The 21,000-nt window shown below is 49.9% G+C and carries 14 protein-coding genes; 8 read left to right on the forward strand and 6 right to left on the reverse strand.

Features of this window, described 5'->3' with window-relative positions; translation table 11 throughout:
- The first annotated feature begins 42 nt into the window (after positions 1-42).
- From ACXAG2_RS18515 to ACXAG2_RS18525, 3 genes are all read left to right on the forward strand, one after another.
- Complete coding sequence (locus ACXAG2_RS18515) at positions 43-762, forward strand: transglutaminase-like cysteine peptidase (RefSeq protein ID WP_474869420.1); 720 nt, start codon at positions 43-45, stop codon at positions 760-762.
- 113 nt (positions 763-875) lie between these two features.
- The gene (gene sbcD, locus ACXAG2_RS18520) at positions 876-2,099 is read left to right on the forward strand and encodes an exonuclease subunit SbcD (RefSeq protein ID WP_474869422.1); all 1,224 of its coding nucleotides are present in this window, start codon (positions 876-878) and stop codon (positions 2,097-2,099) included.
- Entirely contained in the window at positions 2,096-5,788 is a 3,693-nt protein-coding gene (locus ACXAG2_RS18525) for an AAA family ATPase (RefSeq protein ID WP_474869424.1), read from the forward strand. The genes sbcD and ACXAG2_RS18525 overlap by 4 nt, the downstream gene beginning before the upstream one ends.
- Before the next feature lie 22 nt (positions 5,789-5,810).
- Here ACXAG2_RS18525 and ACXAG2_RS18530 read toward each other — a convergent pair whose 3' ends face one another.
- A complete protein-coding gene (locus tag ACXAG2_RS18530) occupies positions 5,811-6,872 on the reverse strand; it encodes an ROK family protein (protein ID WP_474846414.1) in 1,062 nt (353 codons plus the stop codon).
- A 971-nt stretch (positions 6,873-7,843) separates the two neighbouring features.
- Here ACXAG2_RS18530 and ACXAG2_RS18535 point away from each other — a divergent pair.
- The 5 genes from ACXAG2_RS18535 (at position 7,844) to ACXAG2_RS18555 (ending at position 15,948) form a co-directional block, all read left to right on the forward strand.
- Positions 7,844-10,858, forward strand: a complete 3,015-nt coding sequence (locus tag ACXAG2_RS18535) for a TonB-dependent receptor (protein ID WP_474869426.1) — start codon at positions 7,844-7,846, stop codon at positions 10,856-10,858.
- 173 nt (positions 10,859-11,031) lie between these two features.
- Entirely contained in the window at positions 11,032-11,751 is a 720-nt protein-coding gene (locus tag ACXAG2_RS18540) for a SapC family protein (protein ID WP_474846410.1), read from the forward strand.
- Positions 11,752-11,826: 75 nt separating this feature from the next.
- Positions 11,827-12,861, forward strand: coding sequence for a cupin-like domain-containing protein (locus tag ACXAG2_RS18545; RefSeq protein WP_474869428.1), 1,035 nt, complete (start codon positions 11,827-11,829; stop codon positions 12,859-12,861).
- A gap of 9 nt (positions 12,862-12,870) precedes the next feature.
- Positions 12,871-14,367: a tryptophan halogenase family protein gene (locus ACXAG2_RS18550; RefSeq protein ID WP_474869430.1), complete on the forward strand. Its 1,497-nt coding sequence runs from the start codon at positions 12,871-12,873 to the stop codon at positions 14,365-14,367.
- A gap of 18 nt (positions 14,368-14,385) precedes the next feature.
- A complete protein-coding gene (locus ACXAG2_RS18555; protein ID WP_474869433.1) occupies positions 14,386-15,948 on the forward strand; it encodes a tryptophan halogenase family protein in 1,563 nt (520 codons plus the stop codon).
- On the opposite strand, the gene ACXAG2_RS18560 is transcribed toward ACXAG2_RS18555, so the two are convergent.
- The 5 genes from ACXAG2_RS18560 to ACXAG2_RS18580 form a co-directional block, all read right to left on the reverse strand.
- Entirely contained in the window at positions 15,938-16,297 is a 360-nt protein-coding gene (locus tag ACXAG2_RS18560) for a DUF3703 domain-containing protein (protein WP_474869435.1), read from the reverse strand. The genes ACXAG2_RS18555 and ACXAG2_RS18560 overlap by 11 nt on opposite strands.
- Positions 16,298-16,321: 24 nt before the next feature.
- Complete coding sequence (locus tag ACXAG2_RS18565) at positions 16,322-17,602, reverse strand: SO_0444 family Cu/Zn efflux transporter (RefSeq protein ID WP_474869436.1); 1,281 nt, start codon at positions 17,600-17,602, stop codon at positions 16,322-16,324.
- Positions 17,599-18,024, reverse strand: coding sequence for a Zn(2+)-responsive transcriptional regulator (zntR, locus tag ACXAG2_RS18570; protein ID WP_349584671.1), 426 nt, complete (start codon positions 18,022-18,024; stop codon positions 17,599-17,601). The genes ACXAG2_RS18565 and zntR overlap by 4 nt, the downstream gene beginning before the upstream one ends.
- Before the next feature lie 175 nt (positions 18,025-18,199).
- Complete coding sequence (locus ACXAG2_RS18575) at positions 18,200-19,057, reverse strand: patatin-like phospholipase family protein (RefSeq protein WP_349584674.1); 858 nt, start codon at positions 19,055-19,057, stop codon at positions 18,200-18,202.
- A 101-nt stretch (positions 19,058-19,158) separates the two neighbouring features.
- Positions 19,159-20,751 carry an ABC-F family ATPase gene (locus ACXAG2_RS18580; protein ID WP_474869439.1) on the reverse strand — a complete coding sequence of 531 codons (1,593 nt, stop codon included), beginning with the start codon at positions 20,749-20,751 and terminating at the stop codon, positions 19,159-19,161.
- Positions 20,752-21,000 lie beyond the last annotated feature (249 nt).

The raw sequence follows: 21,000 nt of genomic DNA on the forward strand, positions 1-21,000 counted from the left end.
GTACATGCTCAGTCTTTATCAGGGTGAGTAGTTGTGCTCCTGTTGAAACAATCACTCCTCCAGGGTAACTCCGGTTCATTCAGTCAGCGCCGGCTGTGCATTATAGTGATCGCCTGTTTCCTGCTGACAAACGCATTTGTTACCCGCGCATTTGTCGATATTAATTTTGGCAAATTCTGGCAAGCTGTCGCCAGACATGGCGGTAAAGTTAATGCAGGCCGCCAGGCGGGTCTGGAAGGCATGTTCAATGAAGCGCAGAACCTGCCGGAGTCGAAGCAGCTTCTGCTGGTTAATGCTTACTTTCGCGATAACGTAACCTACAAAACCGATGATATCGTCTGGAAGCAAAGCGATTACTGGGCATCACCGGCAGAGTTTCTGGCTAAAGAACTGGGCGATTGTGAAGATTACGCTATCGCTAAATATATCTTCCTGCTCAAACTGGGGGTCGCCGAAGAAAAGCTGCGTCTTATCTACGTAAAAGCTAAAGTGGGAGGGCGCCGCAGCACTGTGACACAGGCGCACATGGTTCTGGGTTATTATGAAACTCCCACCAGTCAGCCTATGATCCTCGACAGTTTAATTTCAGAAGTGTTGCCAGCACGGCAGCGAACAGATCTCATTCCTGTGTTCAGTTTTAACAGTATGGGGATCTGGTCTCCGGGCCAGAAAAAATCATCCGGTTCTCCTTCGGCCAGATTATCACGGTGGCGTAATGTGCTGGACAAAATCAGCTCTGAAGGCATCACAGTAACATCCTGATCCCGCTTAAGCCTGTACGAATCATCGCCGGTGCCGCGGCGGATTGTTGACTCGCCGCGCCGGTGTGGTCAACATAAGGCATGACGTGTCTCTGACTTTGTATTGTTGTTCTTATGAAAATCCTCCATTCCTCAGACTGGCATCTCGGTCAGAGCTTTTTTACCCAAAACCGCAAAGACGAACATCAGCAGTTTCTCGACTGGCTGTTGCAGGTTGTAGAAGCGCAACAAGTTGATGCCATCATCGTTGCCGGCGATGTGTTTGATACCGGCACGCCACCCAGTTATGCCAGAGAAATGTATAACCGTTTTGTGGTTGCTTTGCAGGCTCACCGCTGTACCCTGATTGTGCTGGGCGGAAACCATGACTCTGTGTCAGTGCTGAATGAAACACGGGGGCTGCTGTCTTGTCTGAATACCCATGTTATTGCTTCAGTGCTGGAAAACCCCGCGGATCAGGTGGTAGAACTTAAAGATAAAAACGGCGAAACCGGCGCATTTGTTTGTGCGATCCCGTTCATCCGCCCCAGAGACGTGCTGGTCAGTGCTGCGGGTCAGTCCACGGATGAGAAGAAACAGCACCTGGGTGATGCAATCAAAGCTCACTACCGGAGTGTGTATGATGTTGCGGCTTCGCGCCGCGAAGCTTCAGGAAAAGCCGTTCCTGTCATTGCTACAGGTCATCTTACTGCGCTTGGCGTATCTGCCTCGTCCAGTGTGAGGGATATCTACATCGGTACGCTGGAAGGCTTCGCCGCCGACGGCTTTCCGCCGGCAGATTATATTGCGCTGGGACATATTCACCGGCCACAGAAAGTGGCTAAATCAGAGCATATCCGCTACAGCGGTTCTCCTGTTGCTCTCAGTTTTGATGAACTGGGTACACAAAAGCAGGTGGTGCTGGTGAGTTTTGAAGGCAGCACAACCCCTGTTATCGAAGCCCTTCCCGTTCCGGTTTTTCAGCCCATGGAGATTATCCGTGGCGATCTGGATACCATTGAGCTGTCACTCAAAGCGTTCACTGATACGGCAGCAACCACCTGGCTGTGTATCGAAGTCACCACGCAGGGGTATTTGTCTGATTTGCATCAGCGCATTCAGGCAATGACAGAAGATAAGCCGGTAGAGGTACTGCAACTCAGGCGGGTTCATGAAAGGGCTGCAGCGTCGTTGACGGCAGAATATGAACAGGATTTGTCAGAACTGTCGCCGGAAGAGGTCTTTGAGCGGCGCTTGCTGTTAATGGATGATGCCACAGAGGAAGAGGTGAAAGCAGAGTTGCGTACACAGTTTCGTGAAGTGGTATCGGGCCTTGATGCAGGGGAAGCAGCACAATGAAAATATTGACCCTGCGGCTTAAAAACCTCAATGCGCTTAAAGGTGAGTGGAAGCTGGATTTCACCGGCGCCCCGTTTACTGATAATGGACTTTTTGCCATCACCGGTGCTACCGGAGCAGGCAAAACCACCTTGCTGGATGCAATCTGTCTGGCGCTTTATCATCAGACGCCCAGGCTTGGGCAACTGTCTGCGTCATCCAATGAAATCATGACCCGTGGTACCGGTGACTGTCTGGCTGAAGTTGAGTTTTCTGTTAAGGGCACTGCCTACCGTGCTTTCTGGAGTATGCGGCGGGCACGGGGTCATGCCGGCGGAAACCTGCAACCGGCGGAAGTGGAACTGGCCGAAGTAGAAAGCGGCAAGGTACTGGCTACACAAATACGCCCGAAAGCGGACGAGATAGAGCGGATCACCGGTTTGAACTTTGCCCGTTTTACTAAATCCATGATGTTGTCGCAGGGGGACTTTGCAGCCTTCCTGAATGCGCAGGAAAACGAAAGAGCGGAGCTTCTTGAAGAACTGACCGGTACCGAAATATACGGTGAGATTTCCCGCCGCGTGCATGAAAAATATAAAGAAGCTGAACAGGAACTGGCATTGCTGCGGGGAAACCGCAATAACATTTCTGTGCTGAGTGATGAGGAAAGAGCGTCGCTGATTTCGGCACTGGCGCAGGCTGACAATACGCTGAAAGAAGCCCGCGAAGCGTGTGAACACTGGCAGAGCGGACTGAACTGGCAGGACGGTTTTGCGCAGCGCTTGTCACAAAAGCAGCAGGCAGAAGCTGCGCTGACTAAGGCTAAAGATGATCTCACTGCATTTGCGCCGGAGGTAGAAAAACTGCGGCAGGGTGAACTGGCAGAGCAAATTAAACCTGAATATGAGCAACTGAGTGCGGCAGAATCTGAAGTGCAGACATTGCAGCAGCGCAATGAACTGCTGAAAGAGCAGCAACAGCAAAGTGCACAGCACGCAGAAAGCAGCCTTAAAGAGAAAGAGCAGTGCACCGCAGCCCTGGAAATCGCGGAGCAGGAAGGAAGTGCCCGCATTGCACTTATTCATAACCGCGTGATCCCGCTGGATAACAATATTGCCAGGCTGACTCAGGAAAAGCGTGAACTTGAATCTGCGCTGGAGCAGCAAAAAGCAATCACCGGTAAACTTGCCGCTGATATAGCAGGGTATGAGCAGGCGGCGGTAAGCATGCATGAGCAACTGACTGCGCATAAAAACTACCTGGACGAACATCAGGCCGACAGTGTTTTGCTGACGAAGCTGTCAGGCTGGCGCGGACAAATTAATCAGCTTGGCGTGCTCACCGCCAGTGTGGCGACCTCAGAAGAACAAGCCATAAAGGCCCGTGAGCAGGTTGACGGGCAGACACATCAGGTTGCACAGGCGGAAAAAGCCCGCAATAAGGCCCTCAGACTGTATAACGAAAAGCAGTCTGCTGTGACAAAACAACAGCAGACAGTAGATTCGCTGGCCGCTGAGCAAAACGGGCAGCAGATCGAACAGGAGTTACTGGCTATAGAACACTGCTGGGCGCCGCTTAACCGGGCAATGTTGTTACAACAGCAATACCTGAAGTTATGCGGGAAACAGTCTGAGCACAAAGCTGAACAGGCGAGGCTGCAAAGTGACTACGATGAAGCGATAAAGCAACGTGGCCTCATGCGCGAAGAATTTGTCGCCCTCAGGCAGTCTTTAAAGGATGTCACGTTATTGCTGAAACAAGAGGAGCAACTGGCAGAGTACCGGATGCAACTGACAGACGGTGAGGCTTGTCCGCTATGCGGCTCATTGTCCCATCCGGCCTCCGGGGAGGTTGCACTAGACGTGTCTGCTACACTAACCCGCAAGCATGAACTGGAAGCACAGCTCAAAGAGGCGGAAAGTCGCGGTATTGCGCAAAACGAGCGTTGTGAAAGATTTAGGATCGGACTGGAACAAACCACGCAGGCGCTGGAAAAAGCTGTGCAAGATTCAGATGACATTGCCTTACAGTGGGAAAGCATATCGCAGGAAGCCGGTATTTCTGTTTCTCTGAATGATGAAACCGGACTGACTCAATATGAACAGCAGCAAAAAAATCGTGGGGCAGCGCTGCGGGAACAGCGAAGCAGAGCAAATCTTGAGAAGGAGAAGCTTGCAGCACTCACCACAGAACTGAATGAACTGCAACGGCAGGTAAGTCATGGTGAAAATCAGGTAGCGCTCGCCGCTGAACGGTTGGCCCAATATCAGAAGCAGGCTGGTGACGCAAAAAGTGCACTGGAAAGCGCACAGCAACAGTGTACTGCGCTGCACAATGACGTAGCGAAAGAAACCGCTGATGCCGGACATCCGTTACCGTCATCGGGTTTTGAAGCCTGGCTGGACAGGCTGGAGGAGAAAGCGCAGCAATGGGCTGATACTAATGAGCAGGTGACTGCACTTGAGAAGCAGGCATCACAGCAGGCGGTGTATCGTGAAAATGCACAGCAAAACTGGCAGGCAGCAAAAGCGCAGGCCGGTAAGCTGACAACTGCATTTAACGCTTTATGTGACACCCTTACTCAGCATCAAACCGAACGCCATGCTCTGGCCGGTACAACCCCGTCGCAAACAGCCATCACGGAAGCGGAACAGCGCATCGCGCAGGCAAAACAGGTTGCACTGCAGGCACAGGAGCGGGCAACGGCCGCAAAGGAGCGCCATACCGGCATCACGTCTTCACTAAACGCAGCTGTTGAAGCGCTGGGAGCTGCGCAGCAAAAGACGGAAGAGTTATCTGAACGCTGGCAAATGCAGCGCAACCGGGCCGGTTTTGACAGCGATACAGATTTTCAAAATGCGTTACTCACACCCGGACTACGTGACCAGCTCAGCCGTGAGAAGAAAACCCTGGAAGCGGCAACTCAACGTCATTCGGCGTTATTTGAAAGCGCCAGTATGCAGTTCAACAGCTGGCTCAATGATGAACAGGCTGCACTGTGGCAACAGGCTGACGGCGATGAGTTGCAGAGTAAATATCAGCAGGCGAATGAAGAACGGGATCGCATTCTCACCCGGCGGGGAGAACTGGCTGCCAGATGTCAGGCTGATGATGAGCAGCGTGAGAAACTGCACAGTTTGTCAGAAGGCATAGCGGAAAAAGAACAGGCGTTTGAGATCACATCGGCCCTGCATGGTCTCATCGGTTCCGCCACCGGTGATAAATTCCGAAAATTTGCCCAAGGCCTGACACTGGACAATCTTATTGTGCTGGCGAACCGTCAGTTGCAACGTCTGCATGGCCGCTACAGATTGCAGCGAAAGCAGGCGGACGGTCTGGCTATTCTGGTGGTGGATACCTGGCAGGGTGATATCGCCAGAGATACCCGTACTCTGTCCGGTGGCGAGAGCTTTCTGGTCAGTTTGTCGCTGGCACTGGCGCTGTCTGATCTTGTCAGTCATAAAACCAGCATTGATTCGCTGTTTCTGGACGAAGGGTTTGGTACGCTGGATGCTCAAACACTTGATATTGCACTGGATGCGCTGGATAACTTAAACGCCTCCGGCAAAATGATTGGCGTGATCAGCCATATCGAAGCGATGAAAGAACGGATCCCGGTACAGATCAGGGTGAATAAGCGAAGTGGCCTCGGGATCAGCGAGCTGGATAAAAGCTTCCGCTTCTCCCCTGAAGCTCCTCTTGCCGGATAGTAAAATCCGGTCTGAGACTGTGCTATTCCGGATGCTGTATCAGCCCCAGTGAGGCTAGTGCCAGTTCATGGGCGCCGGCTGATGCGCCGCAAAGCGGGGCGGTATCCGGCATTGCACTGGCAATTACCCTGGTCGGCATCAGTGTTTTTTGTGGAATTGTGTCTTTCAGTGTTTTCATAAAGGCATCGTGACGGGAAAGCGGTCCGCCAATCACTATAAGATCCGGATTCACCAGAATACCCGCGTTAGAAATTACGTGAATAATTTTATCCATAGCCGGATGATCGTACAAAGAACGGTTTTCCAGTAAGGCTTTACCCAATTGATTTTCAACCACGTAATCCTGAAGGTTCTTCGAACCATCCACTTTAAAATAGCCCACTTCGCCGGCAATACCCGAACTTCCGCGGATAAGGTGCCCGTTGATATAAATGCCTGCACCGATCCCCCGGCCAAAATAAAAGAACATGAAGTTCTTCTCGCCGATAGCGTTACCCTGCGAACGTTCCGCCATGGTTGCCCAGTTCACATCGTTATCAATGGTAATGGGACAATGGAACATGCTGGCAAACAGGGAGGGAAAATTAATGTCGTGGGCGAGGGGGAAAGGGGCACCGTGCAGAGGCAAAACCTGGCCCGTTTCAGAATTCACCGGGTCAGCAATAGAAATGCCGATGGCGAGGACTGCGCTTTTCGTTCGTGCGACCATGTCTTCAGCCATGGTGGTCAGCTTCTGGAAAAAGGCTTCGCTGCTGTCTATGCGTGTAGACGGCACGTGTGCGGCTTCTACATCGTAGTCGGGGATGGCGTGGCCATTAAGCGCGGCTAATTTGAACTGTTCTTCTGCAACAATATTTTCAGCCAGGTCGGTCAGGCGCATCTGAATGTGCTGACTGTCCAGAGCAACAGACAAGGTAACACCCCGGTTGGCATTAATCTCATAAAGTATACCTGCACGGCCCTGTTTATTCTGGGTTTTCTTTTTCGTTTCATTGACCAGAGACTGGCCCTGCAAACGTCCTGCAGCCTCTGAAATAGTGGGGCGGGAAATGCCGGTAAGCTGAGAGATGGCTGCTCTGCTCATGGGGCCATTTTCGCGAAGACAGCGAAAAAACTGTCTGTCTGTGTCCAGTGCCAGGCCTTGCTGTTGGAGACGCTGACTCGATTGCTTGTGTACGGGCATAGTATTTTTGTTATGGAACAGCTCGCGCTGTTTTATCCTGTTGTTGAATAATTGTTAACGGTAAAAGGGCTTTAAAAGCCGTTTTTGTGACACACATTGTTAAAACTAGATCGCTGTTAAAGAGTCTTCTGCACTAAAAAAGTTCAGGGTTTACCGCTGTTTGTTTTTTGTTCTTTTTGCGATAATTCAGGCTTTACGGAACTTTCTGGTTTCTTTACATTTGTGTGACAGCAAAGTCAGTTTTATTATTGTTTTTTGCTTTGCACCATTCCCTTTTCAGGGGCCTCTATCATCTTCCGGTTATATTCTCTATAACTAATGCTTATACTTTTCCTTTATTTTTCATAGCGAATTTTCAGCCTTTTCAAACAGTGACTTATCATAAAAATTTAATATGACCAATCCTTGCACTCCGGAAAGTTGTCACCTTTACTTAACCTGTATTTGTAAATAAAAAGTGCCTGACAGGCCATTTATTCTAATCAGATACAGATAGTAAAATCTGCATTTACCCGCTCATTTAAGACTAAAGAATACTTCAATTTCAAGAAAAAGGTTAATTTTGTTAGGCAACCTAACAAAATACTTGCAATTGCTTCACAAGGCGGGCTATAACTACGCCGTTACAATTCGTTAACGTTAAATGGCGGCTTGTAACGCGTTACATTGTGAGAATGGGATCACAACGTAACGGTTTGCACAGCGAGTGCGTGATGGGGTTGAGTGAACTGATTGACCAGTGTTTTATGCGCGGTAGTCATCCTCCTCATAAGGGACACGCACTTTAATTCACGTGTGAAAACTCAACTGGAAACCAAACTATGTTTAATAAAACAAAGCTATCTTGCGCAGTGTCAGGGGCACTCTGCGTAATGGTCGCATCACCTGTATTTGCTCAGGACGCACCAGAACAAGTAGAACAGATTGAAGTACGCGGTGTTCGCGGAAGTTTGTCTCAATCTATGAACGTAAAACGTCAGTCTACCGGTGTTGTTGACGCCATCTCTGCTGAAGACATGGGTAAATTCCCGGACACCAACCTGGCAGAATCTCTGCAGCGTATCACTGGTGTTTCTATCAACCGTGTAAACGGTGAAGGTTCAGAAGTTACCGTTCGTGGTTTCGGTGGTAACTTCAACCTGATCACATTAAACGGCCGTCAGATGCCTGCTGCTAACGTAGCATCTATCACCGGTAACCCGCTTGACCAGGGTGCTTCCGGTACAACCCGTTCTTTTGACTTCTCTAACCTGGCATCTGAAGGTGTAAGTGGCATTGAAGTTTATAAGACTGGCCGTGCAGCCGTACCATCAGGTGGTATCGGTGCAACAATCAACATCAATACGTTAAAGCCATTGTCTCAAGGTGAAAACCGTGCCTCTATCGGCGCGAAAGCCATGAAAGACTACAGCGGTGACGGTGTAACACCAGAATTAAGTGGTGTTGCGAACTGGTCAAACGATGACAACACATTTGGTGTAGCTGTGTTCGGTTCTTACCAGGAGCGTGACTCCGGTAGCCGCCACATGAGTGTTGAGAACTACCAGCTGTACAACTGGGATTCAACGTCTCCTGGTACTTTCGGTCTGGTAGACGGCGCTAACGTGACTAACGCACCTGCGGAAGGTCAGTTGGTTGCCATGCCTTCTAACTTAGGTTTAGGTGTTAACGAAGATAACCGCGAACGTATGAACGGTATGGTTACCTTACAGTTCGCACCTTCAGAAACTCTGACACTGACCGCTGACGCAACTTACGCCAGCAACGAAATTAACTCTACCTCTGTTGTTGACGGTGTCTGGTTTGCCCGTCAGTTCACGGATATGGAATTCGATGGTAACCCGGTTGTTGCCACGCCAATCCGTTTCACTGAAGATATCGACGGGGGTAAAGACTTCTTCTTCCAGAACCTGGTGATGGCCGCTAAAGATGAACTGACATCTTTCGGTTTCAACGCTGACTGGTGGGCAAACGATTCACTGAACCTGCGTTTCGACGCTAACATGGCGAATGCAAAATCTGGCGGTAACGGTCCTTACGGTAAAAACGTAATACGTTTCAACGTAGCAGGTGCAACTGCCGGCTGGCAAACCATGGACTTCGGTCTGGATATGCCTCAGGCAAGCATTGTTGTTGACGATTCTGTTAAAGGTAACAACAACGGTATCTTCGACCTGGCCGATGTTGGTCCTCAGGTTACCCGTGCCATTTCTTCTGATCAGGAATCTGACGTTAAACAGTTCCGTTTCGACGGTACCTGGGACGAAGGTTCTGACGTAAAAGTTGACTTCGGTATCGGCTACATGGCGACTGAAATGAATCAGCTTCGTTATGAAACTGAAGCGCAGCTTGGTGGCTGGGGTGTTGCTGATGTAGGTAATATTCCTGAAGGTCTGCTGGAAGTGACTTGTACAGCCTGTGCATTTGAAGATCACAACATGAGCGGTGTTGCCGGTGCGGACTCAATTGCTCAGCCAGCAGGTTCAACCACTATTCCTCTGGGTAGCGTATCTTTCCGCGGTAACGCAGTAGACCTGCTGAACGCTGTTGCGCCGGCGTATGGCTTCACCCCGGGTGATCTGCCTTCTGTTGGTGCTCAGAACAACACCGTTAAAGAAGATATCCTGTCTCTGTACGCGATGGCGACAATGGACGGCGAAATCGGTGGTTTCGAAGCTAACTTAGTGGTTGGTGCCCGTTATGAGAAGACAGACGTTGAGTCTATCTCTCTGCAATCTGTACCAGAGCAAATCATCTGGTTGTCAGATAACGACTTCACTATCAGCTACGGCGATCAGACTGAAGCGCTGTCTCAGGACCACTCATATGAAGCGTTCCTGCCAAACATCGACTTCTCGGTTAACCTGACTGACGATTTGAAAGCCCGTGCGTCTTACAGCATGACGCTGGCTCGCCCTGCGTATAACCAGATGTACACAGCTACCAGCATTGGTGCGCCTGGTCGTCCTACTTACTTAGGCGGTGTGGCATCAGGTAGCCGCGGTAACGCTGCGCTGGATCCACTGGAGTCCAACAACTTCGACCTGTCACTTGAATACTACTACGGTGATTCAAGCATGGTGTCAGTAGGTTACTACCGTAAAGACGTAGACAACTTCGTTGGTACACAACAGGTTTCTCAAACTCTGTTCGGTCTGCTTGATGCGACTTCAGGTGCTGCCGGTACTGTTTCAGGTGAAGCTATTGCAGAGCTTGAAGCACGTGGTATCGAAGTAACAGAACGTAACTTCTTCACCATGTCTGCACTGCTTGCAAACCCTGACGTGTTCCCTGGTGGCGCTGATGAGTTCGAAGAAGGTCAGGCATTTGCTGATGACGTATTCGCTAACAACAATGTTGAGCCAATGGCAGGCGACCCTGAAATGGCCTTCGAAGTTACTCAGCCTGTAAACAACCAGAGCGCACGTATCTCCGGTTACGAGTTTGCATGGCAGCACTTCTTCGGTGACAGCGGTTTCGGTTACCAGGCTAACTTCACCATCGTTGACGGTGATATCGGTTACGATGTAGGTGCAGATCCGGCAATCGACCAGTTCGCACTGGAAGGCTTAAGTGACTCAGCTAACTTAGTACTGATTTACGAAAAAGACGGCCTGTCTACCCGTGTTGCTTACAACTGGCGTGATTCCTTCCTGGCGGAAGTAAACCGTGGCGTATCTTCTGTTCGCAACCCATTGTTCATCGATGAGTACAAGCAGGTAGACGTTAACGTAAGTTACGACTTCAACGAAGACCTGACAGTAAGCATGGACGTAATCAACCTGTTCGAAGAAGGTTCACGTCAATACGGCCGTAGCTACAACAACACGTTCTTCATCCAGGAACTGGACAGACGTATTGTACTGAGTGCCCGCTACAGCTTCTGATAGCTGTCAGCATCCGGTCACAATCCTCCCGGATTGTGACCTTTGATTCTCAGGCCGGTGTGCCCTCGCATGCCGGCCTTAATCCTTACAAACATGACATTGCGCCTGACGGGGTAGCGCGATAACATCCTGCGTATACCTTTCGCTCAACCCGCAGTAACGGGGACCAATCTATGTCTAAACCAGCTGTTCTGAATAACGTCGATCATAAAGATCTGAAAGTTAATACCCGTCCGGGTGCTTTTTCCGGCCATCAGGTAAACCGTACCCGCGTATTCGCGTCTGAAATCAGTGAGCTGCACAAAGAGTTTCCGCTGGTATTTTATAAAGATGCCGACAGTGGCGAGTTGCAGATCCACAGTATTCTGGGGCTAAGCAAGGACGAAAACCTGTTCCTGAGTGAAGACGGATGGACAACCCGTTATATTCCTGCCGTGCTGGGGCGCGGACCGTTCAGTATTGCCTATCGCGAATCTGATGATGCCGCACCGGAACCGTTTATTTGTATTGATATGGACGATCCCCGAGTTGGCGAAGAAGGTGAAGCGGTCTTCCTGCCAATGGGTGGCGAATCCGGTTATCTGAATTATGTAAAAAAGGCACTGCAGACTATTGAAGCCGGTGCCCAATACAACAAAACTCTGTTCACGCTGGTGGAAGAGATGGATCTTCTGGAGCCGGTGAACATTGAGATTAAGCTCAGCAATGTAGAGCAGGTGAATTTCTCCAACTACTATTCTGTCAATCAGGAAAAGCTTTCTCAGCTTGACGGTGACAGTCTGGCAAAGTTAAGCCAGTACGGTATGCTTGGTCCGCTTTACTTTATTTTATCTTCACTGGGTAATTTTCAGCGTTTAATTGATCTGAAGAACGCAAAATCTGCGCTGATTTAGGTACAGTGCTGGTCCGGATTGTCAGTGCCGGCTGGTACTGACATTTAAGCCGCTTTTTATTAACGGACGAAAACCATGGTTACACCTTCCCGACAAACCGTAACAGTGTGGGAAGGCATCACACCAGATGCCATCCCGTTTGATGATCTCTTCGCTCTTAACCAGCCGGTTATTCTTAAGGGGCTGGTAAACGACTGGCCAATGGTTAAAGCAGGGCGGACATCCCCCCTTGATACCATGCAGATGCTGGAAGATAACTACAGCAATAAACCCATGCTGGTGTATCGCGCACCATCAGAAATTCAGTCCCGCTTCGGATACAACGATACCTGTACCGGATTTAATTTCTCTGCAGAACGGTCAACGATCCCTGATGTGTTCAACACAATCCGTAATGAGCTCGGTGAAAAGGAACATGAATACCTGTACGTCAACTCTCTGGTATTGAAAGAAGGATTCCCTGCACTGGCAGACAGTCATTCTCTGGCGTTTACCCATCCTGAATTTGAGCAAAATCCGGTAGTCGCTAAAATCTGGCTGGGAACAGAATCTGTAGCTGCTGCACATTTTGATCAACCTAAAAATCTGGCCTGCTGTGTTGTGGGCAAACGACGGTTCATGCTGTTCCCGCCGGAACAGGTGGAGAACCTTTATCCCGGGCCGCTGCATCCTACGCCGGGCGGTCAGGTTGTTACGCTGGCGAATCTCGCTGATCCTGACTTCGATAAGTTCCCCCGCCTTAAAGAGGCGATGGACAATGCGTGGATTGCTGACCTGGAACCCGGTGACGGCCTTTATTACCCCAGTATGTGGTGGCATGAAGTTGCGGCATACGACCGTTTTAACGTAATGGTTAATTTCTGGTGGATGACCACAGAGCGTCACAAAGGCAATCCCATGGATGTGCTGTTACACGGCATGATGAGTTTGCGTGAAAAACCAGAGCAGGAAAAACAAGCCTGGAAGGCGTTGTTTGATTATTACGTGTTTGGCGATGCGCAGCGTGTTCGTGAACATCTTCCGCCGGAGTGCCGTGGTGCGCTGGGGGAGATGGACGACATTAACGCCAGGCGTTTGCGTTCCATGTTAATCAGTAACCTGAACCGGTAAGGAGCAGGCGTGAGCGAAAATAAGAAAACAAAAGTTGTTATTGCCGGTGGTGGTACAGCCGGTTGGCTGACTGCATTCAGTCTGGCTACCAGGCTGGGAAATTTACTCGACATTACGCTGGTTGAATCCGACCAGATCGGTACCGTGGGTGTAGGGGAAGCCACTATTCCCACCATGCGTAGTTTCCATCAGTTGATGGGCATAAACGAACAGGAATTTATGTCTGCCACCCAGGCCACATTCAAACTGGGCATTCAGTTTGAAAACTGGGGGTGTAAAGATGAAAACTATCTGCATTCCTTTGGCGAAATTGGTCAGCGTGCCTGGATGGCAGAGTTTCACGCCTTCTGGATGGCGGCAAAAGAAAGTGGCTACAGTGCCGGACTGGACGACTTCTGTCTTGAGCTGAAAGCCGCCAGAGAAGGTAAGTTTGCCCTTGCGGCGGGTAAGAAGCCACTAAATTATGCCTTTCATCTGGATGCCACTGCCTATGCCGTCTGGCTGCGTAAAAAGAGTGAAGCCGCTGGTGTGACACGCATTGAAGGCAAAATCGCTGCAGTGGATCTTCACAGTGACAGTGGCAACATTACGGCATTAAAGCTGGAGACGGGCCGGGGCATCGCCGGGGATGTGTTTATTGACTGTACTGGCTTTCGCGGACTGCTTATTGGTGAACACCTGGGTGTTGAGTACGAAGACTGGAGTCATTATCTCGCAGCCGACAGCGCCATTGCTGTGCAAACTGAGTCCGTTGAACCACCTTTACCTTACACCCGTGCTATTGCCCACGAGGCCGGCTGGCAGTGGCGTATACCGCTGCAGACGCGCACCGGTAATGGCATTGTCTATTCCAGTCGTTTTCTCAGCGATGAAGAGGCTGAAAAGACACTGATGGCAAACCTTGACGGCAAGCCCCTGACTCAACCGCGGAAACTGAAGTTTAAAACCGGAAGACGGGTAAAGGCATGGCATAAGAATTGTGTCGCCATCGGTTTGTCCGGCGGCTTTCTGGAGCCTCTTGAATCAACCAGTATTCACCTTGTCACCACGGCACTTATCCGTCTTATGAAGTTATTTCCGTTTTCGGATAATTTTGGAATATTAGCCGAAAGGTTTAACCAGGAAACGGCGGTTGAACTTGAAACTATCCGGGACTTTATTATCCTTCATTATCATCAGACTACACGTGATGACAGTCCGTTCTGGAACCACTACAGGACAATGGATGTGCCCGGTTCGCTGAAACACAGACTGTCGATTTTTCGTGAAAATGGTTATGTGTGGCCTGACGATGTATCGCTGTTCAGAGTGGACTCATGGGTACAGGTTATGATGGGGCAGGGACTGATGCCCGGAAGCTATCATCAGGCCGGTAAATTGCTCCCTCCTGAAGGACTGAAACAACAGTTAACAGCGTTGAAGAACCAAATTGATAACCAGTTGGCGCAATTGCCGCCACACGCACAATTCATAGAGAAATATTGCCCGGCAGGGAAGGTGGGTTAATTTTCAGGAGACTGGAAAATGACGAACCGTGTTGTAATTGTAGGTGGTGGTGCCGCCGGATGGCTGACAGCAGGCATCCTGGCCGCGAAAAATGGCGAAAAATCCGGATGCACACATCCGGTTCGCATTGAACTGGTTGAATCTCCCAACGTTAAAAACCTCATGGTAGGCGAGGGCACCTGGCCTACCATGCGGGATACTCTCCGCCAGATTGGCATTTCTGAAAAAGACTTCATGCAGTTCTGCAATGCCGGGTTTAAACAGGCTTCTAAGTTTGTGGGCTGGCAATATGGTAACGGAGAGCATTACTATCATCCGTTCACTGCACCGGCTGGCTACGGCGCGGTGAATCTGTCGCAATATTTTCTTAAAAACCGTCCCGGTTCTGATTTTGAAACACTGGTCTGTGCCCAGGGGGCTGTGTGTGAGCAGTCACTTGCACCGAAGACGCTGGCAACGCCGGAATTTGCTTTTGCTCTGAATTACGGTTATCACCTCAACGCCGGTAAATTTACCGAAATGCTGCGTTTGCACTGCACGCAGAAATTAGGTGTGGTGCATACCACCGGACATGTAGAACAGGTTAATGGTGCGCCGGACGGTGATATCGCTTCAGTGACCTTGTCGGATGGCCGTATCATTGAAGGTGATCTGTTTATTGATTGCAGTGGTTTTAAAGCACTATTGCTGAACGGGTTTTATAACGTTCCCATGGTGTGCAGGCGTGATCAGTTATTCAATGATGCTGCGCTGGCACTTCAGGTGCCTTATCGTGATGAAAATGCGCCGGTAGCTTCTGCAACCGTAGCAACGGCACAAAAGCACGGTTGGATTTGGGATATTGCCTTGTCCGGCCGCCGGGGTATTGGCCATGTGTTCTCCCGCCAGTACTGCTCGGCAGATCAGGCTCAGGATGCACTGATGCAATATGTGAAAAATGACCCGCATCTGGATGCATCAAAAGCAGAGCCCCGGTTAATCACCTTTGAACCAGGTCACCGTTCTGTGTTCTGGCACCGCAACTGTGTAGCTATTGGCGTGTCAGCCGGATTCGTGGAGCCTCTTGAAGCAACGGCGCTGGTGCTGGTGGAGAAATCCGTTGAATGGATAAGTCACCAGTTTCCCCGTTGCCGCAATGCAATGGCGGTACTGGCTAAACGTTATAATGAAATTACCCACAGCCGGTGGGAAGAGATCATCGACTTTATCAAGCTGCATTATGTGTTGTCGTCCCGGGATGATAGTGAATACTGGCGTGCTCACCGCGATGCATCCTCAGTGCCGCAAAGCCTGAAAGATTCTCTGGCATTGTGGCAAACCCAGTCTCCCTGGCTTTACGAGAGTGATCGCCGTCTGGAGCTGTTTTCCTCAGCCAGTAAGCAATACGTACTGATGGGCATGCAATCTACATTCGGGGAGGCGTGTACAGGCCTGTCGCAACATGAAATGCGGGTGGCGGATAAGGCTTTAAATGATGTGCGACGCTCGACAGAGCAATTGCTGCATGGCTTACCCACCAACCGCGAGTTTCTGTCACGGCTGGCAGGTGCGGTTAAAAAGGACTGCAGGGCTACCGCTTAGCCCCCGCTATTTTTTCAGCCAGAGCCTCAGAAACAGGCATCGGCTTAAATGCACTGACGTTTCCGCCGCCGGTGTTTCCCGTCGGGACCAGACCTGCAAAAGTCTTCGTGGCGGCGCCGGTGATACGTATGATCTGAGCTATCACTTCGCGGATGTCAGTTCGCCGCCAGGCCCAAAGCAACATCAGAATATGAACACGTGTGTGCCAGTATGTTGAAAGCTGCCCCAGGACATGTGCATTTTCCAGGTGCTTAAACGCGTTTTGCCATTGCCCGTTAATTTGTAAAGACCGGGCCATGACCAGTTCGCGGCGAACAGACATGGCGATGTTTTTTGTAAAATTACCCATGTGATGACTTCCTGATCCGTTTATTTAATGACAGCTGCTTTGCATGTTACTACCGGAAAACCACTTGTCCTTCGCTGCCTGCCAGCTGTTACGTACCATCAGTGCGCCCAGCACGACCGCACACAATGCGTAAAAGGCATTTACTGTTTCGCCGTGATGGTGGGCTCCCTCACCGGTGGGGATAAAAGATTGCCAGTTAAATGCCTCCACCGCCGCATTCAGCAGGTAACCCAAACCGATGCTGGCTGTGAGAATGCAGAACAAATAGATGATAAGAGAGCGGCGGCCGAGTTCGCGGCCAATCATGCCCATGGTAGAAATATTGGTTGCCGGACCTGCAAGCAGAAACACCAGGATTGCACCGGGTGACAGGCCGGCAGACAGAAAGCCTACGGCAAGAGGCGTTGATGCCGTTGCACAGATATACATAGGGATCCCAATCAGCGCCATAACCAGCATAGCCAGAAAACCATCGCCCCATTGGGTCAGAAAAGATACCGGTACCCAGGTCTGAATGGCTGCAGCCAGCGTAAGGCCAATGAGTAACCACATAGTGATATCTTCCAGTAGTTTACCTGTAGCGAACTGCCAGATTTGAACGACTTTATTCTCTTTTTCTGATTCGGCCGGAGTTGAACTGCAACAGGAAGACGCTTCTGCAGGTACCGGTATAGTGACTTTCGTGTCACAGCAACTACTTTGCGCTGCAGGCTTTCCGATATTTAGCGCAGCAGGCTTTTCACTGCTGCAACAGGATTTAACCGGCGCAACCACTTCCGCTTTTGAGGCACAGCAAGACGATACCGGTTCCTGCACCTGCGCTTTACTGCTGCAGCAACTGTCCTGCTCAACCTTTTTCGGGGCAGCAGATGAAGATGATATGTTCTGGTCGTCTTTTACAAACCACTTCACCATCAAACCGGTATAAATGGCGCTGAAGATGGCAGCAACAGGACGAACCACGGCGAATACGGGGCCGAGCAGGGCGTAGGAAACCGATATTGAATCTACGCCTGTTTCCGGTGTGGAAACGAGAAAGGATGCTGTGGCCGGCTTCGAAGCACCGCTTCTTCTTAATCCCAGTGCGGCGGGAATGACTCCGCATGAGCATAGTGGTAATGGTGCACCAATGAAGGCAGATTTTATCACCGCCCCCACACTGTTCTTGCCCATATGTTTCTGCAACAAGCTCACGGGTACGAGCTCGTGCATAATACCTGCAACCAGCAAGCCCATGAGTAACCACGGCGCTGATTCCATAAACAGACCAAAGAAATTGGTGAGTAATAGCGTGATATCGTTCATAGCGGTTTTTCTGAGTCCAGTAGTTGTAGAATCGTGCAATGCTGAGCACTTTCAGGGCCGCCATCGCACAAATTATTCATTTGAAGCAGCGACTGACGGATTCGCTCCAGTTCATTTATTTTAGCTGTCACTTGCTGCAGCTTTTGTTCGGTGACTTTCTTCACTTCACCGCACGTGTGGGTATCAGGATGCAGTTTCAGCTCCATGAGTTCGCTGATTTCATTCAACGTGAAACCCACCGTTTTGGTGCGCTGAATAAATAAGAGCTTTTCCACGTCATCTTCAGAATACAGGCGATAACCTGCATCAGAGCGTTCGGAAGGCGTAAGCAAACCCTTGCTCTCATAAAAGCGGATGGTGTCGTTACTCAGGTCAGTCAGGCGGGCCAGTTCGCCTATTTTCAGTAAGTCTGATTTTTTCATAGTGCTTACTATAAACCCTGGAGTTAACTCCAGAGTCAAATGTTTTTCAAAAATATATAGAAGCAGGATTAGCGTTGCCGGGGATTTATAGATATCAGCGATGATATAAAGGGCGCCGGGGTATTGCACCTTAACGTCCTGAATAAACCTTAGATTTATTTGAACAAGCCGGAACTCAGCTAATTCTGGAATACTGCTTTTTTAACTTTTCCGGCAGGTAAGCCATTGTCGTGTTGTAGCCGGTTTCGAATAGCGCTTCTTTGTCAGCGCCGTTGGCATCAAAGTCCACGGCGGAGACCTCGCCGGTATCAATCAAAATAGTGCGCTGCCAGAATTCAGCGTGTACGTACTCCCTTGCCAGTGCCGACATAAAAGTACGGATTAACAGCATGACATAAGTGGGCAGGGCGAAACGGGCTTTCTTCTTGCCGAGGTTCTCTTTTTTCTGACGGCTTTGCAGGCGGAAACAGACCGAAGGTGTGCCGTCCTGCTGCCAGTCACGAAACAGTGCGTCCTCAGACAGTACCGCGCCGTCCACCAGTAATTTATCTTCGAATTGTTTGAAGGCAAAAATGAGGGGGATCGACATGGAAGCCCTTACTGCAGCGGAGACTTTCACATCCGGCGTTTCTGTTGCATTGAACAGCGCCGGACCGCCGCCGTTCACATCTGTGGCCAGAATATGTAAAGGATAGTTGATGGTTGAAAAGGTGACGCCGTCGAGCTGCTCATCCAGCCATTGTTCGAAAATATCTCCCGATGCCAGGCCGCCTTCACGTAACAGTCGCCACAAAGAAAAATCAGCAAACTGACGGAAGTCAGTATTCAGTGCCAGATGCTTCATTTCGGTTACTGTGAAGCCCCGTGCGTACATTGCCGCAATGATAGAGCCGCCGGATACGCCCACAATAGTGTTGTGTTTTACGTTAAGGTCGTCGAGTGCCTGTAATATACCTATGTGAGCAGGCAGCCGTGTACCGCCGCCGGACAGAATGGGAACGATTTGCTTGGGGAATATTCTGGATACAGACATACACCATCACCTTTTTCACCTTATACAAAGCATAGTTCAAGGTTGAAAAAGGCGACAGTTTCCACTGTGTGATAAGCGCTTTTCAGTTATTAAATTTAATACTAAACAGCAGCGCTGTGTGCAAGGAACTCTTCGTAGGTACCTTCGAAATGATTGATTTTCTGATCTTTAATTTCGATAACCTGGGTGGCCAGTGAAGAGACAAATTCACGGTCGTGACTGACAAAAATTACAGTGCCGTCGTAGTTTGCCAGAGCATTATTCAGTGCCTCAATAGATTCCATATCAAGGTGGTTAGTAGGCTCGTCCATTACCAGTACATTGATATCCTGCAGCATTAACTTGCCAAACAACAGACGGTTTTTCTCACCACCGGAGCAAACACTCACTTTCTTATTGAAATCATCAGAGGTAAACAGCAAACGACCCAGCATGGCTTTAACCTGCAGATCATCATGCTTTGGTCCGCGCCACTGGCTCATCCATTCAAATAAAGTCAGATCGTTGGCAAAGTCACGGTTGCTGTCCTGAGGAACGTAACCTACTTCAGCGTTTTCAGCCCACTTTACCACGCCCTCATTGGCGTCCAGTTCGTTGATCAGACATTTCAGCAGGGTGGTTTTGCCGGCACCGTTTTCACCGATAATGGCCAGGCGGGCTCCCGCTTCTAAAAGCAAATTACCGTTACTGAAAAGTGGCAATTCAGGGAAGCCGTGCCCCAGATCTTCAAGAGTAATCGCCAGACGGTGCAGCTTCTTGTGCTGTTTAAAAATGATGTATGGCTTACGGCGGCTGGACGCTTTAATCTCGTTCAGCTCAATTTTCTCAAGGCGCTTTGCCCGTGAAGTTGCCTGCTTAGCTTTTGAGGCGTTAGCTGAGAAGCGGGCTACGAAACTTTGCAGCTCTTCAATTTCTGCCTTTTTCTTATCATTTTCATGATGGAGCTGTTCCAGCGCAGCGGCAGCGGCTTCTGAGAAATCGTCATAGTTACCGGGATAAATACGCAATTCACCGTAATCAATATCGGCCATGTGAGTGCATACGGAATTTAAGAAGTGACGATCGTGAGAAATAATGATCATCGTAGACTTGCGCTTGTTGAGCTCTTCAGCCAGCCAGTTGATGGTGTAGATATCGAGGTTGTTAGTCGGTTCGTCCAGTAGCAGAACATCCGGATCGGCAAATAACGCCTGTGCCAGTAAAACACGAACTTTTTTACCCGGCGCGACTTCCTTCATCAGACCAAAGTGATAGTCTTCCTCAATGCCGGCAGCAATTAAGATATCTCCAGCACGGGCTTCGGCGGTATAACCATCCATTTCAGCAAAACGGGTTTCCAGATCGGCAACACGCATACCGTCTTCTTCACTCATGTCTGCTTTGCTGTAAATCTCGTCACGTTCCTTCTTCACTTCCCACAGTTCGTTGTCGCCCATGATCACAGCATCAACCACCGACATTTCTTCGAAGGAGAATTGATCCTGATTCAGGATCCCAAGCTTGGTGCCCGGGGAGAGTGATACGTTCCCGGCGGAAGGGGTGAGCTTGCCGCTTAAAATTTTCATGAAGGTTGACTTACCACAGCCATTCGCGCCAATCAGGCCGTAGCGATTGCCGTTACCGAACTTAGCGGAGATATTTTCGAACAAAGGCGCAGAGCCAAACTGCATGGTGATATTGGCGGTGGTGATCACAACAAATTCCCGGAAAACAAAATAAGAGGTACACGTGAGTGCATTCAAGGCCGCGCAATATAAAGAATCCTGCCGGCCGTGTCGAGGTTAAACTGGCTAAAAGTCGCGCAATAGCGCACCGGTGAGTCAATCTGTCACGAAGGTGACTAAAATGTTAAAAAAATGAGAATGGCATTGACCTTTATTTGACCGTGTCGTAATGTAATGAAAGCGCTTTCATAGTCGGCGGGAATGGAATTCAATCGCGCT

The sequence above is a fragment of the Alteromonas sp. ABH4_456 genome (assembly GCF_056160645.1).

Bases quoted from the DNA above. Each gene is read 5' to 3' on its own strand.
- sbcD (WP_474869422.1), top strand. From the start codon at position 876: ATGAAAATCCTCCATTCCTCAGACTGGCATCTCGGTCAGAGCTTTTTT.
- ACXAG2_RS18525 (WP_474869424.1), top strand. From the start codon at position 2,096: ATGAAAATATTGACCCTGCGGCTTAAAAACCTCAATGCGCTTAAAGGT.
- ACXAG2_RS18530 (WP_474846414.1), bottom strand. From the start codon at position 6,872: ATGAGCAGAGCAGCCATCTCTCAGCTTACCGGCATTTCCCGCCCCACT.
- ACXAG2_RS18535 (WP_474869426.1), top strand. From the start codon at position 7,844: ATGGTCGCATCACCTGTATTTGCTCAGGACGCACCAGAACAAGTAGAA.
- ACXAG2_RS18540 (WP_474846410.1), top strand. From the start codon at position 11,032: ATGTCTAAACCAGCTGTTCTGAATAACGTCGATCATAAAGATCTGAAA.
- ACXAG2_RS18545 (WP_474869428.1), top strand. From the start codon at position 11,827: ATGGTTACACCTTCCCGACAAACCGTAACAGTGTGGGAAGGCATCACA.
- ACXAG2_RS18555 (WP_474869433.1), top strand. From the start codon at position 14,386: ATGACGAACCGTGTTGTAATTGTAGGTGGTGGTGCCGCCGGATGGCTG.
- ACXAG2_RS18560 (WP_474869435.1), bottom strand. From the start codon at position 16,297: ATGGGTAATTTTACAAAAAACATCGCCATGTCTGTTCGCCGCGAACTG.
- ACXAG2_RS18565 (WP_474869436.1), bottom strand. From the start codon at position 17,602: ATGAACGATATCACGCTATTACTCACCAATTTCTTTGGTCTGTTTATG.
- zntR (WP_349584671.1), bottom strand. From the start codon at position 18,024: ATGAAAAAATCAGACTTACTGAAAATAGGCGAACTGGCCCGCCTGACT.
- ACXAG2_RS18575 (WP_349584674.1), bottom strand. From the start codon at position 19,057: ATGTCTGTATCCAGAATATTCCCCAAGCAAATCGTTCCCATTCTGTCC.